The organism is Micromonospora sp. CNB394, assembly GCF_000374985.1.
GTDB lineage: Bacteria > Actinomycetota > Actinomycetes > Mycobacteriales > Micromonosporaceae > Micromonospora > Micromonospora marina.
This window is the reverse complement of the sequence record NZ_KB895829.1, coordinates 82,167-96,724: the sequence shown is the minus strand read 5'-3', so window position 1 is coordinate 96,724 and position 14,558 is coordinate 82,167. Positions and strand designations below refer to the sequence as shown.

Below are 14,558 nucleotides of genomic sequence, written 5' to 3'. Positions count from 1 at the left end.
TGAGGCGGTCAGTAGGATGCCGGTCGTGCGCGTACTTCTTGTGGGTGGTGGTGGGCGGGAGCACGCTCTCGCGCTCGGACTCGCCGGTGACCCGGCTGTCGAGGCGCTCGTCGCGGCTCCGGGGAATCCGGGGATCGCGGCGGTGGCGCAGCTGCGGGAGGTGACACCCACCGACCCGGCGGCCGTGGCAGCCCTCGCCGTCGAGGTCGCGGCCGACCTGGTGGTCATCGGGCCGGAGGCGCCGCTGGTGGCGGGCGTCGCCGACGCGGTACGCGCCAAGGGCATCGCGGTGTTCGGCCCGAGCGCCGAGGCGGCCCGGCTGGAGGGGTCGAAGACGTTCGCCAAGGACGTGATGACGGCCGCCGGTGTGCCGACCGCGCGCGCGTACACCTGCGAGGACGCGGCGGCCGTGGCGCGGGCGCTCGACGAGTTCGGCGCGCCGTACGTGGTGAAGGACGACGGGCTCGCCGCCGGCAAGGGTGTGGTGGTCACCGACGACCGGGCGGTCGCCGAGCGGCACGCCGCGGAGTGCGGCCGGGTGGTGATCGAGGAGTACCTGTCCGGCCCCGAGGTCTCCCTCTTCGTGGTCACCGACGGCGAGGCGGCGGTGCCGCTGCTGCCGGCGCAGGACTTCAAGCGGGTCGGCGACGGCGACACCGGGCCGAACACGGGCGGCATGGGCGCGTACGCGCCGCTGCCGTGGACCCCGCCGAACCTGGTCGACGACGTGATGCGCGACGTGGTGTACCCGACGCTGGCGGAGCTGCGCCGCCGGGGCACCACGTTCGCCGGCCTGCTCTACGTGGGCCTGGCGATCACCCCGTCCGGTCCGCGCGTGATCGAGTTCAACGCGCGCTTCGGCGACCCGGAGACGCAGGTGGTGCTCGCCCTGCTGGAGACGCCGCTGGGTGGGCTGCTGCACGCCGCCGCCACCGGCACGCTCGGCGGGCACCCGCCGCTGCGGTGGCGCGACGGCGCGGCGGTGACGGTAGTGGTGGCGGCCGACGGCTACCCGGCGGGCCCGCGTACCGGTGATGTGATCACCGGCGCGGACCGCGCCGGGATCATCCACGCCGGCACCCGCCGGGACGCCGACGGCACGTTGCGGTCCGCGGGCGGCCGGGTCCTCTGCGGTACGGCGACGGGGCCGGACCTGGCCGCCGCGCGCGACGCCGCCTACGAGCTGGTACGCGACGTCGAGCTGGCCGGTGCCCACCACCGCACCGACATCGCGGCGGCGGCGGTGGACAGCCGGATCACGATCCCGGGCTGAACGGGCCGGCCATCCGGTTGAGCACGTTCGCCGTGGCCCGCTCGATGCGCGGGTCACGGTGCCCCTGCCGGTCCAGTGCCAGGGTCCAGCCGAGTGTGCCGCTGGCGAACACCACGGCGCCGCGTGCCGTCTCGTGGACGTGGCTGCTCTGCAGCCGCCGCCCGCCCTGCCGTGCCGGGTACGGCGAGGAGCTGAGCGTGGTCCCGGCGGGCCGGGGGAGGGCGGCGTGCAGCCCGTCCGCCTCGCCCGCGACCACGCCCGGGATGCGGTCGCCGTCGGCGACGCCGGTGCCGGCCCACACCCAGTGGTCGGCGGCGCGCACCACGAGCGGCTGCGGGGTCAGCACGATGCCGTTGTACTGCACGCCGAGCAGTGCCTGTTCGGGCCGGTCGAGGTCGCGCCAGGTCACCGTCGGGTCGCCGGTGCCGGCACCCGGGTCGGGGAGCGTCTTGGCGCACTCGACGACCCGTTCGGGGCGGCCGTCGGCGGCGGCGCGTACGCGGGTATGCCAGTAGACGCTGTTCGCGCCGAGGAACGCGAGGCTGGTGCCCCCGTCCAGGCCGACCTCGGTGGCGCGGCGCATCTCGGCCGACCAGTACTCGTCGTGCCCGCAGAACACCAGACCCCGGTACCGGGCCGGGTCTTCTCGCCCGGAGTGCAGGTCGAGGCTGGTGGCGTAGCTGACGTCGTAGAGGTTGCGTTCCAGCCACCGGATCGCGGCCTCGTCGCGGTCGAAGTGGGTGGGCAGGCCCGCACCGGAGTACGGGCGGTCGAAGGACACCGCTCGTGCGCGCAGTGCCGGGTCGCGCCGGCCGTCGGCCCGGTAGCCGTTGTAGAGGCTCTTGCCGACCCGACGGTCGTGCGGCCACTGGTTGTACGCCTGCCAGGTGGTCACCGGCAGTACCACGCAGAGCGCGGCCGGGCGCCGGTCGTCGCGTACCACGAACGGCGTGCAGGCCCGCCAGCCGCCGGCCGAGGTGAAGACCGCCTGGTAGAGGCCGGAGGCCCAGCCGTGCGGGACGGACAGGCGCCACGACACCGGCCACCGGCAGTCGAGCACGCCGGTGTCCGGGTCGGCCACCGGCACCGGCTGCGGCACGCCGCGCAACTCGGGGCTGGTCAGCATCGTGCGGGCGCCCGCGCCGTCGTACCAGCCGAGGCGGTGCACGCTGATCCGGAACCGGCCGCCCGGGTTTACCGCGACGTGGAAGTCGATTTCCTCGCCGGGCGCGACGCTCGTCGTCGAGGCGTACCCCTGGATCTGGCGCCGCCGGTCGTCGGCGGCCCGGCCGCCCTGCTCGGGCCACCACGGCTGGCCGGCGGCGCGGTTCTCCCGCTCGACGGGCGGGACCGGCCACCGGGTGGGTGAGTCGTCGGGCCGGCCGCCGAGGACCGGGTCGAACGGGCCGAGGGCGGCGGCGGACGCGCCACCGACGAGGAGGCCGAGTGCGGTACGCCGCCGAAGCCCGTCCATTGTGGTGCTCCCCGTCTCCCCGTTCGATCGGGGAGACCGTAGCACCGGACGGCGGCAGCCGGGTGACCGATGTGGATCAGTCGAAGTAGCGGCGCAACTCCCGGCCGAGGACCTTGCCGGTGGCGTTGCGCGGCAGGTACTTCACGAACACCACGTCGCGGGGCACGGAGAAGCGGGCCAGGTAGCGCCGGACGTATTCGCGGACCGCCTCCGGGTCGAGCGTCTCGCCGGTGCGCAGCGCCAGGAACGCGGCCAGCCGCTGGCCGTAGTCGGGGTCGGGTACGCCGATCACGGCGACCTCGCGGACCTGCGGCAACCGGGCGATCAGATCCTCCACCTCGGACGGGAAGACGTTCTCGCCGCCCGAGACGATCATGTCGTCGGCGCGGCCGTCGACGAAGAGCAGTCCGTCGGCGTTCAGCCGGCCCAGGTCGCCGGTGTCCAGCAGGCCGTCGCGGCTCTCCCGGCCGGTGCCCGAGGTGTAGCCCTCGAACAGCATCTCGTTGCCCACGAAGATGCGCCCGACCTCGCCGTCGCGGACCGGCCGGCCGGTGCCGTCCAGGATGGCCAACCGGGTGCCGTGCGGGGGGCGACCCGCCGTGGTGGGAGCGGCGCGCAGTTCGGCCGGGCCGGCGATGGAGGCCCAGGAGACCTCGGTCGAGCCGTAGAGGTTGTAGAGCACGTCGCCGTACCGGTCCATGAACGCGGTGGCCAGGTTGCCGGGCAGCGCGGAGCCGCTGACCGCCACCACCTTGAGCGGTGGCCTCGGCTCCGGCGGCACCACCTCCATCAGTCGTTGCAGCATCACCGGTACGGCGAACATCGCGTCGCACCGCTTGTCGGCGAGCGCGGCGAGCGTGGCGGCCGGGTCGAAGCGGCGGTGCAGCACGACCGTGGCGCGCAGCGCGAACGACACCTGGAGCGCGGCGTACCCCCAGGTGTGGAAGATCGGCGCGGCGATCATCACGGTGTTCTTCGCGTGCAGCGGGATGCGGTCGATGATGGACACCAGCGGGCCGAAGCCGTGCGGGGTGGGCCGGCGAGCGCCCTTGGGCGCGCCGGTGGTGCCGGAGGTGAGCACTATGGTGCGCCCGTCGCGCTCCGGCGGCTGGAGTTTCTCGCCGGGGACCGCTGCGGCGATCAGCTCCTCCTGCCGCCGTTCGTCGACCCGGGGCAGCTCGGGCGGGAGGCCGAGGACACGCTCGGTGAACTCGCCGTCGTGCACCAGGACGCGCAGGCGCTGCTCCTCGGCCACAGTCACCAGTTGGGCGGTGGACAGCCCGGTGTTGACCAGGACGGCGTCCGCGCCGAGCAGTATGGCCGCCACTATCGCCTCGATCAGGCCGTGGTGGTTGCGGCAGAGCACACCGACCCGGTCGCCGCTCTGCACGCCCAGGTGGGACCGCAGCGACCGGGCCAGCCGCTCGGAGCGGTCGAGCAGTTCCTGGTACGTCATGGTGGCACCGTGCTCGTCGGCCACGGCGACGCGTCCGGGGTCGCGGGCGGCGGCCTGGCGCAGTTCCCCGGCGAGGCTCCAGCCCCACCGGCGCAGCGTGTTGAGCTGCGAGGCCACGCGGATCGGTCCGCCCGGGGTGAGCAGTCCACGTCGGGTCAGCGTGGCGGCGATGAACGGCAGGTCCACGGCGCAACTCCTTCGCGTTCGTGGTTCGTCGACCAGGCTGTTCGTGTTCGTCGACCAGGTTCCGGACGGGTCGGCCGTCCGCTTCGGCGTGATCTTGTGCCCGATCGCGGCTCGGGTCGGCCCCGGGGCGGCGGCGACCCGGCTCGCGACGGCACGGGGCGTCGTCGGCGGCCGGGCCGCGGCCCGCCGGCGGTCAGCGGATCTGCATTCCGGAGACGGCCCGGGAGATGACCAGCCGCTGGATCTCGGAGGTGCCCTCGAAGATGGTGTAGATCTTGGCGTCGCGGTACCACCGCTCGACCGGGTGGTCGCGCAGGAAGCCGGCGCCGCCGAGGAGCTGGACCGCCTTGTCGGTCACCGAGACGGCCACCTCACCGGCCTTGAGCTTGGACATCGACCCTTCGCCGGCGGTGAACGGCCGGTTGTTGCGGCCCATCCAGGAGGCGCGCCAGACCAGCAGCCGGGCCGCGTCGATCTCCGTCTTCATGTCGGCGAGCGCGAACGCGACCGCCTGGTTGGAGATGATCGGGCGTCCGAACTGGACCCGCTCCTTGGCGTAGTCAAGGGCGTACTCGTAGGCGGCGCGGGCCACGCCGAGCGCCTGCGCACCGACCGTCGGGCGGGACAGCTCGAACGTCCGCATCGCCGCCTGGCCGGAGGCGCGCTGCCCGGACCGGGCGCGGGCCAGCCGCTCGTCGAGCGCGTCCTTGCCGCCGAGCAGGCAGCGGCCGGGCACCCGGACGTCGTCGAGGAAGACGTCGGCGGTGTGCGAGGCGCGCAGCCCGAGCTTGCGCAGCTTGCGGGTGGCGGTCAGACCGGGAGTGCCAGGCGGTACGACGAACGCGGCCTGGCCGCGCGAGCCCAGCTCCGGCTCGATCGAGGCGGTGACCACGTGCACCCCGGCGATCCCGCCGTTCGTGGCGTACGCCTTCTGCCCGTTGAGCACCCACTCGTCGGTGGCCTCGTCGTAGACGGCGCGGGTCCGCATCGAGCCGACGTCGGATCCGGCCTCCGGCTCGCTCGTGCAGAACGCGGCGACGGCCGGGGAGTCCACGTCGCCGAAGCATTGCGGCACCCATTCGACGAGCTGGTCGGGGGTGCCGGCGCCGTAGATCGCGGCGACCGCGAGGGAGGTGCCGAAGATGCTCAGGCCGATGCCGGCGTCACCCCAGAAGAGTTCCTCGCTGGCGATCGGCAGGGAGAGGCCGGTGGGGTCGGCCCAGCAGGTGGCGAGGAACTCGAACCCGTACAGGCCGAGCTTCGCGGCCTCCTGGATGATCTGCCACGGGGTTTCCTCCCGGGCGTCCCACTCGGCCGCGGCCGGGCGCACGACCTCGGCGGCGAAGCCGTGCACCCAGTCGCGAAGGTCCCGCTGTTCCTCGTTCAGGTCGAGCGAGAACTCGGCCACGTCAGGCCTTGGGGATGTCGAACAGGTTGGCGATGTTGGCGGCCAGACCCAGGTCGCCCTTGGCCTTCAGCTTGCCGGTCATGAACATCATCACCGGGTTGGCGCCACCGGAGACGATCTTCAGGAACTCGACCGGGCCCATGGTGAGGCTCAGCTTCGGGTCGCGGGTGGCGGTCTCCGAGACGGTGCAGGTGCCGTTCTCGATGACGATCTCGTAGGTGTCGGTGCCACCGTCCGGGCGGCCGGTGATGTTCCAGTGGATGACCGCGTTGGTGGCACCGGCGCGGTCGGCGCGGAACAGCGTGGGCATCCGGTTGAAGACCTCGCTGAGGATCTTGCCGCGCGCCTCGCCGGACATGATCTCGGCGATCTTGGCGTCCGGCGTGGACTTGACCAGCTGCGCGAACTCCTTCGGGCCGACGTTCGCGAAGTTGGCCGGGTCGAAGTCAGTCATGGGGGATTGCACCTCTCGGGCGGGCCGACTTTGGTTACTCTGGCGTAACCTTACGCACGGGTAGGTATGCTCGCAAGGGTGTCCAGCACGCCGACCTTCAAGCGCCTCCCCCGGGCCGTACGCGAGCAGCAGATGCTCGACGCGGCGGTGAAGGTGTTCTCCCGCCAGGGCTTCCACGCCGCCAGCATGGACGAGATCGCCGACGACGCCGGCATCTCCAAGCCCATGGTGTACGCCTACCTCGGCACCAAGGAGGAACTCTTCATCGCCTGCCTGCACCGGGAGAGCACCCGGATGATGGAGGCGATCGCCGGCGCCGCCGCCCCCGACCTGCCCGCCGACGAGCGGCTCTGGCGCGGGCTGCGCGCGTTCTTCGGCTTCGTCGGCGCGCACCGGGACGGCTGGGCGGTGCTCTACCGGCAGGCCCGCGGCTCCCAGCCGTTCGCCGCCGAACTGGCCGCCATGCGCGGCCGGCTGGTCGAGGTGGTCGCCGGGATGCTCGACCACGCGCTGCGCGCCTCCGGTCGTGAGATCGGCGCCACCGACCTGGAGGTGGTCGCGTACGGGCTGGTCGGCGCCAGCGAGTCGCTCGCCGACTGGCTGGCCGACCACCCCGAGGCCGACGCCGGCAAGACCGCGACCCGGATGATGAACGTGGCCTGGCTCGGCGCCGACCAGTTGCTGCGCGGCGTCACCTGGCACCCGCCCACGGCGTAAGGAAGGGCCCCTTCTTAACGCCTGCGGTAGAGGAAGGGCCCCTTCCTAACACCTGCGGGGTGCGGCGGCCCCGCGTCTCGAGGTCGGCACCCAACCCTCCCCGAGCCCAGTGCCGTCGCGGGCTTCGCCGGGTGACCGCCTGGGCGGGCGCCGTCCGGCGCGTCGAACCGTACCTGCCGGTGCTGCTGGCCGCGACGGTGGCCGCCGCCACCTGGGCCTCGGCGACCGGCGGGCTCGGTGTCCGCTCGCCGCTGCCGACCGCGGTGATCCTCCTGCTCGCGCTGCCCACGGCGCCTCGGTGCTCTCGCCGCGCCGCTGGGTGCTGCCTCGCGCTGCCCACGGCGCCTCGGTGCTCTCGCCGCGCCGCTGGGTGCTGCCCGCCGTGGCCGCCGTGTGCTGGCTGGTCCTGGCCGCCTGGGCGGCCGTCGTGGTCACGCCCTGGCGGGCCGGCACCGCCGGCAACTCGCCGCGTACCTGCTCGGGACGCTCCCGGCCATCTCACGGGCATGGTGGTCGGCGGCGGGCGGCCCGGGCCCGTGCTCTGCGCCGGCCCCAGCGGACGGCCTCGAACAGGCCGGTGACGGCCAGCGAGATGGCGACGCCGGCGAGCAGCCCGGACAGCGGGTTGTGCTCGAACGCCAGGCCGCCGAAGTAGCCGAGCAGCCCGCAGTAGGTCCCCCAGGTGACACACGCCAGGCCGTCGTACAGCAGGAACGTGCGCGCCGGGTAGCGGACCGCGCCCATGGTCAGCGTGACCGCGGTCCGGCCGCCGGGGACGTACCGGGCGGTGGTCAGGATCATCCCGCCGCGCCTGTCGACCGCCCGGCGGGCCCACTCCGAGCCGGCCCGCCGCCTGCTGTCCGCCGGGGAGCGGGCCAGCCGGTGCGCGCCGCCGCCGCGCCCGATCGCGTACGAGATGTGGTCGCCGACGAGCGCGCCGAGCGCGGCGGTCACGATCACCAGCGCCAGGCTCGGCTCGCCGCCGGCCGCGAAGACCCCCGCGGTGATCACCACAGTCTCGCCCGGTACGGCCGGGAAGAACGCGTCGACCGCGGTGACCGCGATGATCACCAGGTACACCCACGGCGACGTCACCGTGTGGTGCAGCAGGTCGATCATGTCCCCCATGCACCCATGCTCGGGGGTGCGGTGTTAAGCAGGGGCCCTTCCTCTGCAAAAGGCGTTAACAAGGGGCCCTTCCTTCTCCCGCGCCGTGGGCCCGTGCGAGGTGAGCACCACCGGTGCGCCCAGCGCCTCCGAGACCGCAGCCGGCCAGTCGGCGGGCGCCTCGCCCAGCACCGGCCGGGTCCGCAGCAGCCGCTGCGTGAGCGCCGCCTGCCGGTCCAGGTCACCGGCCGGGCCGGGAACCAGCCGGCCCATGTCCTCGTACCGGCGGCAGATCCGCAGCTCCGGACCGGCCAGGTCGACGTGGGTGAGCGCCAGCCCGTCCACGCCACCGGCCACCTCCAGCGCGTACCGGTGGGCGACCGCGTCGAAGTGCCCGAACCGGAACCGGCCCTGCCAGGGGTTCGTCCCGTTGTGCCGGTCGGTGAACGGCAGCGCCGCGTCCTCGGTGACCAGCGGCCCGGGACCGTGCCTGGTGGTGGTGGTCCGCAGGACGCCGAGCCGCTGCGCGGTGCCGGCCATCCCCGCCTCGGCGAGCAGCGTCTCGGCGTTGGCGAACGTCGTGGTGCTCCACGTGGTGTACGGGTGGAAGCCGTGCCACTCGTCCAGCAGCACCCCCTGCGCGCCCTCGAACACGCAGGTGCCCGCGCGCAACGCGGATGCCAGCCAGGTCCGGTCGACGATCGCCACCCGCCGTGCGAAGGCCGCGTACGCGGGCAGGCAGTCGTCCACCGGCGGCGCGTCCAGCGGGCCCAGTTCGGCGGTGAGCCGGTCGCGCAGCGCGGTCAGCCGCCGGCGCAGCACCGCCGGGCGGTGGCAGTCGGCCACCCGGGGCGCCTCGTCGGGGTGGGCGAGGCCGTACGCGACCGCCTCGCCCACCCCGAGCCCGCAGGAGCCGTGCCGGTCGGCTCCCCGGGCGATCTCCCGGGCCCGGTTCGCGGCCCGGTGGTACGGGGTGGCGAGCAGCGCCTCCCCGTCCACCGTCAGACGGTCGAGCGCGTCGGGCACGCCGACCGACGCGAGGTGGTCGGCCTCGGCGGCCAGGGCCAGCGGGTCCACCACCACGTGCCGCGCCAGGTGCGTGCGCACCCCGGGACGGAACGTCCCGGCGCCGAACTGCGCGAACGTGTGGTGCCTCCCGTCGCGCAGGACGACGTTGTGTGCCGCCTGCGCGCCCCCGTTGAACCGGACCACCGAGTGCACCTGCCGGGTGGCGCAGAGCAGGTCCACCACGGTGCCCTTGCCGGCGTCGCCGTAGCCGAGGTCGACCACCGTCACGTGGTTCACAGCCGGGTGACCCCGCCGTCGGCCGGGCTGGACGGCAGCGTCGGGCTGGACGGCAGCGTCGGGCTGGACGGCAGCGTCGCCACCGTGCGGCGGCCCGAGCCGAGCCGCGCCAGGGCCTTCGAGACCGTACGGGTGGCGGTGGAGCCGGCCCGGTCCAGGTCGCGCAGCCCGGCGTCCAGGTCGATGGCCTGCTCGCCGAGCCCGACGGTGAGCGCGATCGTCTCGCAGACCGCGTCCAGGTCGTCCAGCTCGACCGCGTTCTGCCCGAGCAGGCCGCGCCAGAAGTCCAGCACCTTGCGGTTGCCCGCGTAGTGGCTGCCGGCGGGCAGCAGGTAGTAGGTGTCCCAGCGCGCGGTCACCTCGTCCACCACCTGCCGGACCGGGATGTCCTCGCGCAGATCGTCGCCGATCAGCCGGGCCACCTCGGCGGTCTTCACCGCCGGGTACGCCAGCTCGTCGCCGATGATGAACAGGTAGCCGCGCCGGCCGCGCTTGTCCCAGCTGTCGGTGGCCGTGTGCCGGGCCATGAAGTACAGCGCCAGCTCGTACGACTCCGTCATCTGGCCGCCACCGCCGCCCTCCAGCACGATCCGGCCGAGGTCGTCGTCCATCCGGTTGTCGGACTCGAACTGGCCGACCTGCAACGGCACCCGGTCGCAGGTGGCGTCGCCGATCGCGCCGAACATGACCTGCGGGTCCTTCGCGTACCCCTGGCGCAGCAGCAGGCCGAGCAGCTGCGGCAGCTTGCTCTGCAGCACCCTTGGCACGTGGCCCATCGAGCCGGTGACGTCGAACAGCACGGCGATCGGGGTCGACTGCGGGTGCTCGGCGGAGTCGCGGCTCTCCCGCAGCGCGTCGCGCGGGTCGAGCGCCGGGTGCACCTTCCGGGCGCCGCTGTCGCTGTACGAGAACGCGCTCCTGCCGGTGCGGCGTCGGTACCGGTCGGCGGCGTCGTACACGTCGGTGGACCAGATTCCACTGCCCATGGCAGCCTCCCTACGGGTTGAGGGTGAAGGGTCGGAAGGTGCGCGGCCCGTACAGCCGGTGCAGCACCTCGTCCAGTTCGCGCAGCAGCCGCCAGGCGTCGTCCGGCCGGGTGGCGAGCGCGGTGCCCTGGCAGCCGTCGGCGAAGGCGCGCAACTCGCGCGGTGCGTGGTCGCCCATCAGCCAGGTCATGCAGCGGGCGGCCATCGCGATGTCGGTGCCGGGCCCGCACTGCCGCTTCTCGGCGACCTCCGGCGGATACCAGTCTTCGTGACCGGGCACCAGCGCCGGCACGAGCCCGCCCGGGTCGGCAGAGAAGCACCAGTCGACGAGCACCACGCCGTGCGCGTCCGGCTCGATCAGCACGTGCCGGGGCAGCACCGCGCCGTGCACCACGCCGGCCCGGTGGGCCAGGCCGAGCGCCACGAGCAGCCGCCGCCACATCCAGGCCGCGTCGCGCGGGTCCAGCCCGTCCGGGTACGCGCGGCGCACGTCGTCCAGGCTGTGCAGCCCGGGTACGGTCACCAGCTCGTTCACCTGTCGTTGCACGCCCGTCGACGGGTCGCGCGCCGGGTAGGAGTCGACAAGCTTGGGCACGTACGCGAGGTGCCGGGCGTCGCCGTGCTCGGCGATTCGGCGCAACGCGCGCGCCTCGCGGGCCATCAGGTCGTTGTCGCCGGGGTGCCGGGTCACCTTCGCCAGGTGATAAGAAGGGGCCCCTCCTCTACCGGAGGCGTTAACAAGGGGCCCTTCCTTGCGTTCGTGCAGGGTGGCGACGTCGCCGGTGTACGCGGGGGCGGGCGTGCGCCACCGGGTGGTGACGGTGACGAGCGCGTCGGCCGCGGCGGCGCGTACCAGCGGGTCGGCCGTGACCAGCCGGATCGCCTCCTCGGTACTCACCGCACCGTCTCCTCCCGGGCGGGGCGCAGCAGCGCCGGGTGCAGCAGCCGGGCGTCTCCGGCGCGGTAGAGCTTGGCCCGGGGGCCGCCGCGCGCGCCGCCGCGTTCGGTGCTGGCGCCGGTGCTCTCCACGAAGCCGGGCACCGAGAGCACCTTGCGGTGGAAGTTGCCGGCGTGCAGCGGGTGGCCCCACACCGTCTCGTAGACCTCCCGCAGCTCGGTGACTGTGAACTCGGGGGCGAGGAACCGGGTGGCCAGCGGCGTGTACTCCAGCTTGGAGCGGGCGCGCTCAAGCCCGTCGTCGATGATCCGGCCGTGGTCGAAGGCGAGCTGCCGGCTGTTCAGCGCGGTCACCGGCAGCCAGGTCGCCTCGTCGGCGTCGGTGTCGGCGACCGGGTCGGGCAGGTCGGGGGCGAACGCCAGGTGGGCGACCGAGACGACCCGCATGCGGGGGTCGCGGTCGGGGGCGCCGTAGCTGCCGAGCTGTTCCAGGTGCACCCGGCGCAGGCGCTCGCCGCCGAGGCCGGTCTCCTCGGCCAGTTCCCGGCGGGCGCCCGCGGCCAGGTCCTCGTCCGGGTGGACGAAGCCGCCGGGCAGCGCCCAGTGCCCCGCGTAGGGCGGTGCGCCGCGGCGGATCAGCAGCAGGTGCAGCGCGCCCTCGCGGATGGTCAGCGCGACCACGTCGACGGTGACCGCGACCGCCGGGTAGTCCCGGGGGTCGTACCCGGCCAGGAAGTCCTGCTCGTTCACGGCCACCTACTCTCTCAGGTTGAGAACAACTCAATCTGAGAACAACTTAGCCGCGAAATGAGGGGACGGCAAGTCCCCTCTTTCGCTCAGCGCACGGAACCGACCAGATGCGGTTTCCCGTCCCGGGCGCCGTGCAGCGCGAAGTCCCAGCCAGCGCCGGTCGCCGAGGCGCTGAACGCCACGGTCGACGGCAGCGGCACCGGCAGCTTGAACGACACGTCCACCGTGTACGACTCGGACAGCCGCGGCTCCAGCGCGGCCAGGCAGCGGGCCTTGCTCCACATGCCGTGCGCGATCGGGCGCGGGAAGCCGAACAGCCGCGCGCCCAGCTTCGACGTGTGGATCGGGTTGTGGTCGCCGGAGACGCGGGCGTAGTCCGTACCCACCCGGGGCGTCACCCGCCACCGCGCCGAGGCGGCCGGCGGAGCCGGGCGGTCACCCCGGTCGCGCCGCGGACCGCCGCCCGCGGCGCGCTCCTTCCCGAGGTACGTGGACACGCCGCGCCAGACCTCCTCGCCACCGATCGACCCGATGAGCACCACGTCGAGTTGGCGGCCCCGCTCGTGCGGGCGCAGGTTCTCCGCGTACGTGTGGAAGTCGACCGTCTCGCCGGCCTCTACCGGGCGGTGCACGGTGATCCGGTTGGCCACGTGCACCACGCCGGTGAGCGGGATCGGGAAGCCCGGGCTCGTCATCAGCCGCAGCGACAGCGGGAACCCGAGCACGTGCAGGTACGTGGCCGGCAGCCGGTCGGTCAGCCGGAACCCGCACACTCGGTCGTAGTCAGCCAGGTGCCCCGGATCCACGGCGACCCCGGAGACGGCGAGTTCGACCTCCGGCACGTCCCCGCCACGCCGCCCCCCGACCCCCGGCACCACTCCCAGCAGCGCCCGCCGGTACAGCGCCCCACTGGCGGGCAGCCGCTCCAACGCGACCCGCCGCCGCGCGCCCGGCCCCGCCCCCTCACTCGCCCCCTCACTCCGTCGATCATGAGGTTGGCTGCCTCGTGGATCTTCAGAAGTGCCGTCAACTTCATGATCGTCGGAGGTGGATCGGGCCTGGGTGCGGGCGAGGGCGGCGGCACGGGCTGCGGTCAGGTCGCGGGTGGGGCCCTCGATCAGGTCGTGCAGGCTCAGGTCGTCGTTCTGGTCCTTCGCCATCACGCCCCCAGCAGGCTCTGGCCGCAGACCCGGACCACGTTGCCGCTCACCGCGCCGGACGCCGGCCAGGAGAGCCAGCCGATCGTCTCGGCCACGTCCACCGGCAGGCCGCCCTGGGCCATGCTGTTCATCCGCCGTCCCACCTCGCGGATGGCCAGCGGGATACGCGCGGTCAGCCGGGTCTCGATGAAGCCCGGCGCCACCGCGTTCAGGCTGATCCCGCGCTCGCGAAGCACCGGGGAGAGCGAGTCGACGAGGCCGATCACGCCGGCCTTGCTCGTCGCATAGTTGGTCTGCCCCCGGTTGCCGGCGATCCCGGCGATCGACGAGACCGACACGATCCGGCCACCGGCCGGGATCAGGTCGCGTTCCAGCAGCACGTCGTTGATGCGCTCCTGGCTGGACAGGTTCACGTCGATCACCGAGTCCCACCGGTCGGCGTCCATCCGGCCCAGCGTCTTGTCCCGGGTGATGCCCGCGTTGTGCACCACCGCGTCGACCCGGCCGTGGCGGGACGCCAGATGCTCCGCCAGCCGTGTCGGCGCGTCCGGCGCGGTCAGGTCGAGCTGCACCGCGCTGCCGCCGATGTCGTTGGCGACGGCGGCCAGCTCGTCCCCGGCCGCCGGGATGTCCAGCGCCACCACCTGGGCGCCGTCGCGTGCCAGCACCTTCGCGAGCGCCGCGCCGATGCCCCGGGCCGCGCCGGTCACCAGCACCACCTGGCCGGAAAGCGGCCGGTCCCAGTCGGCCGGTGCGACGGCGGTGCCGGCGCCGACGCGCACGACCTGGCCCGAGACGTACGCGGAACGGCCGGAGAGCAGGAACCGGAGCGTGGCCTCCAGACTCACCGGCGTGCCGGCGTCACCCTCGCGTGTCACGTAGACGAGCTGGGCGGTCACGCCCCGGCCGAACTCCTTGCCGATGCTGCGGGTCAGGCCCTCCAGCGCGCGCTGGGCGGTAGCCTCCCGGGGAGAGCCGCACTCGGCCGGCGGGGTGCCCAGCACGATCACCCGGCCGCTGGGCAGCAGCGAGCGGGCCTGCGGGTGGAAGAAGTCGTAGAGCTGACGCAGTCCGGCGGAGTCGGTGATGCCGCTGGCGTCGTACACCAGGGCCGCGAAGCGGCGGTCGGCGTCGTGGGCGGCGACCGGATCGGCCAGCTCGACCCCGGCGGCGGTCAGGATCTTCCCGGCCGGCTCGGCGATCCGGCCGCCGGCCGAGGAGCCGAGCAGGACCGGCCCGGGAACGAGGGGGTCGCCCGGCGTGTGCCGGCGCAGTCGGGGCGGGTCGGGCAGCCCGAGGCGCTTGACCAGCGCGCGACCGGCCCCTGTCTGGACGAAGCTCGCGTACCTGTCGGTCATAGGCGTAGCCTACTGGCGAGTAGGGTT

General features: G+C 73.8%; 13 protein-coding genes. 2 read left to right on the top strand and 11 right to left on the bottom strand.

The annotated features are described in order from the left end of the window. Positions 1-25 precede the first annotated feature (25 nt). On the top strand, positions 26-1,273 hold the full coding sequence (purD, locus tag C569_RS0109165; protein ID WP_026267897.1) for a phosphoribosylamine--glycine ligase: 1,248 nt from the start codon (positions 26-28) through the stop codon (positions 1,271-1,273). On the opposite strand, the gene C569_RS0109160 is transcribed toward purD, so the two are convergent. From C569_RS0109160 to C569_RS0109145, 4 genes are all read right to left on the bottom strand, one after another. Beyond that, positions 1,257-2,747, bottom strand: a complete 1,491-nt coding sequence (locus C569_RS0109160) for a N,N-dimethylformamidase beta subunit family domain-containing protein (RefSeq protein WP_026267896.1) — start codon at positions 2,745-2,747, stop codon at positions 1,257-1,259. The genes purD and C569_RS0109160 overlap by 17 nt on opposite strands. A 76-nt stretch (positions 2,748-2,823) precedes the next feature. After that, entirely contained in the window at positions 2,824-4,389 is a 1,566-nt protein-coding gene (locus tag C569_RS0109155; RefSeq protein ID WP_018785489.1) for an AMP-binding protein, read from the bottom strand. Between the two features lie 193 nt (positions 4,390-4,582). Next, a complete protein-coding gene (locus tag C569_RS0109150; RefSeq protein ID WP_018785488.1) occupies positions 4,583-5,797 on the bottom strand; it encodes an acyl-CoA dehydrogenase family protein in 1,215 nt (404 codons plus the stop codon). Position 5,798: 1 nt separating this feature from the next. Further along, on the bottom strand, positions 5,799-6,251 hold the full coding sequence (locus C569_RS0109145; protein ID WP_018785487.1) for an SCP2 sterol-binding domain-containing protein: 453 nt from the start codon (positions 6,249-6,251) through the stop codon (positions 5,799-5,801). A 78-nt stretch (positions 6,252-6,329) separates the two neighbouring features. Here C569_RS0109145 and C569_RS0109140 point away from each other — a divergent pair, with 78 nt between their 5' ends. After that, positions 6,330-6,968, top strand: coding sequence for a TetR/AcrR family transcriptional regulator (locus C569_RS0109140; RefSeq protein ID WP_018785486.1), 639 nt, complete (start codon positions 6,330-6,332; stop codon positions 6,966-6,968). Positions 6,969-7,466: 498 nt separating this feature from the next. On the opposite strand, the gene C569_RS0109135 is transcribed toward C569_RS0109140, so the two are convergent. From C569_RS0109135 to C569_RS0109105, 7 genes are all read right to left on the bottom strand, one after another. Next, complete coding sequence (locus tag C569_RS0109135; RefSeq protein WP_026267895.1) at positions 7,467-8,096, bottom strand: DedA family protein; 630 nt, start codon at positions 8,094-8,096, stop codon at positions 7,467-7,469. A gap of 24 nt (positions 8,097-8,120) precedes the next feature. Beyond that, positions 8,121-9,380, bottom strand: a complete 1,260-nt coding sequence (locus tag C569_RS0109130) for an adenylosuccinate synthetase (protein ID WP_018785484.1) — start codon at positions 9,378-9,380, stop codon at positions 8,121-8,123. Continuing rightward, positions 9,377-10,366 carry a hypothetical protein gene (locus C569_RS0109125; RefSeq protein WP_018785483.1) on the bottom strand — a complete coding sequence of 330 codons (990 nt, stop codon included), beginning with the start codon at positions 10,364-10,366 and terminating at the stop codon, positions 9,377-9,379. Before C569_RS0109125 ends, C569_RS0109130 begins: the two co-directional genes overlap by 4 nt. A 10-nt stretch (positions 10,367-10,376) precedes the next feature. Then, positions 10,377-11,264 (bottom strand): serine/threonine protein kinase, encoded by an 888-nt coding sequence (locus tag C569_RS0109120; RefSeq protein ID WP_018785482.1) that lies wholly within the window; start codon positions 11,262-11,264, stop codon positions 10,377-10,379. After that, complete coding sequence (locus C569_RS0109115) at positions 11,261-12,019, bottom strand: NUDIX domain-containing protein (protein ID WP_018785481.1); 759 nt, start codon at positions 12,017-12,019, stop codon at positions 11,261-11,263. Before C569_RS0109115 ends, C569_RS0109120 begins: the two co-directional genes overlap by 4 nt. Before the next feature lie 80 nt (positions 12,020-12,099). Then, on the bottom strand, positions 12,100-13,173 hold the full coding sequence (locus tag C569_RS0109110) for a MaoC/PaaZ C-terminal domain-containing protein (protein ID WP_026267894.1): 1,074 nt from the start codon (positions 13,171-13,173) through the stop codon (positions 12,100-12,102). Next, positions 13,173-14,531, bottom strand: a complete 1,359-nt coding sequence (locus C569_RS0109105) for a 3-oxoacyl-ACP reductase (protein ID WP_018785479.1) — start codon at positions 14,529-14,531, stop codon at positions 13,173-13,175. The genes C569_RS0109110 and C569_RS0109105 overlap by 1 nt, the downstream gene beginning before the upstream one ends. Between the last annotated feature and the right edge of the window lie 27 nt (positions 14,532-14,558).

Excerpts from the sequence above, each read along its gene's own strand:
- C569_RS0109160 (WP_026267896.1), bottom strand. The coding sequence starts at position 2,747 with ATGGACGGGCTTCGGCGGCGTACCGCACTCGGCCTCCTCGTCGGTGGC.
- C569_RS0109145 (WP_018785487.1), bottom strand. The coding sequence starts at position 6,251 with ATGACTGACTTCGACCCGGCCAACTTCGCGAACGTCGGCCCGAAGGAG.
- C569_RS0109135 (WP_026267895.1), bottom strand. The coding sequence starts at position 8,096 with ATGGGGGACATGATCGACCTGCTGCACCACACGGTGACGTCGCCGTGG.
- C569_RS0109125 (WP_018785483.1), bottom strand. The coding sequence starts at position 10,366 with ATGGGCAGTGGAATCTGGTCCACCGACGTGTACGACGCCGCCGACCGG.
- C569_RS0109110 (WP_026267894.1), bottom strand. The coding sequence starts at position 13,173 with ATGGCGAAGGACCAGAACGACGACCTGAGCCTGCACGACCTGATCGAG.
- C569_RS0109105 (WP_018785479.1), bottom strand. The coding sequence starts at position 14,531 with ATGACCGACAGGTACGCGAGCTTCGTCCAGACAGGGGCCGGTCGCGCG.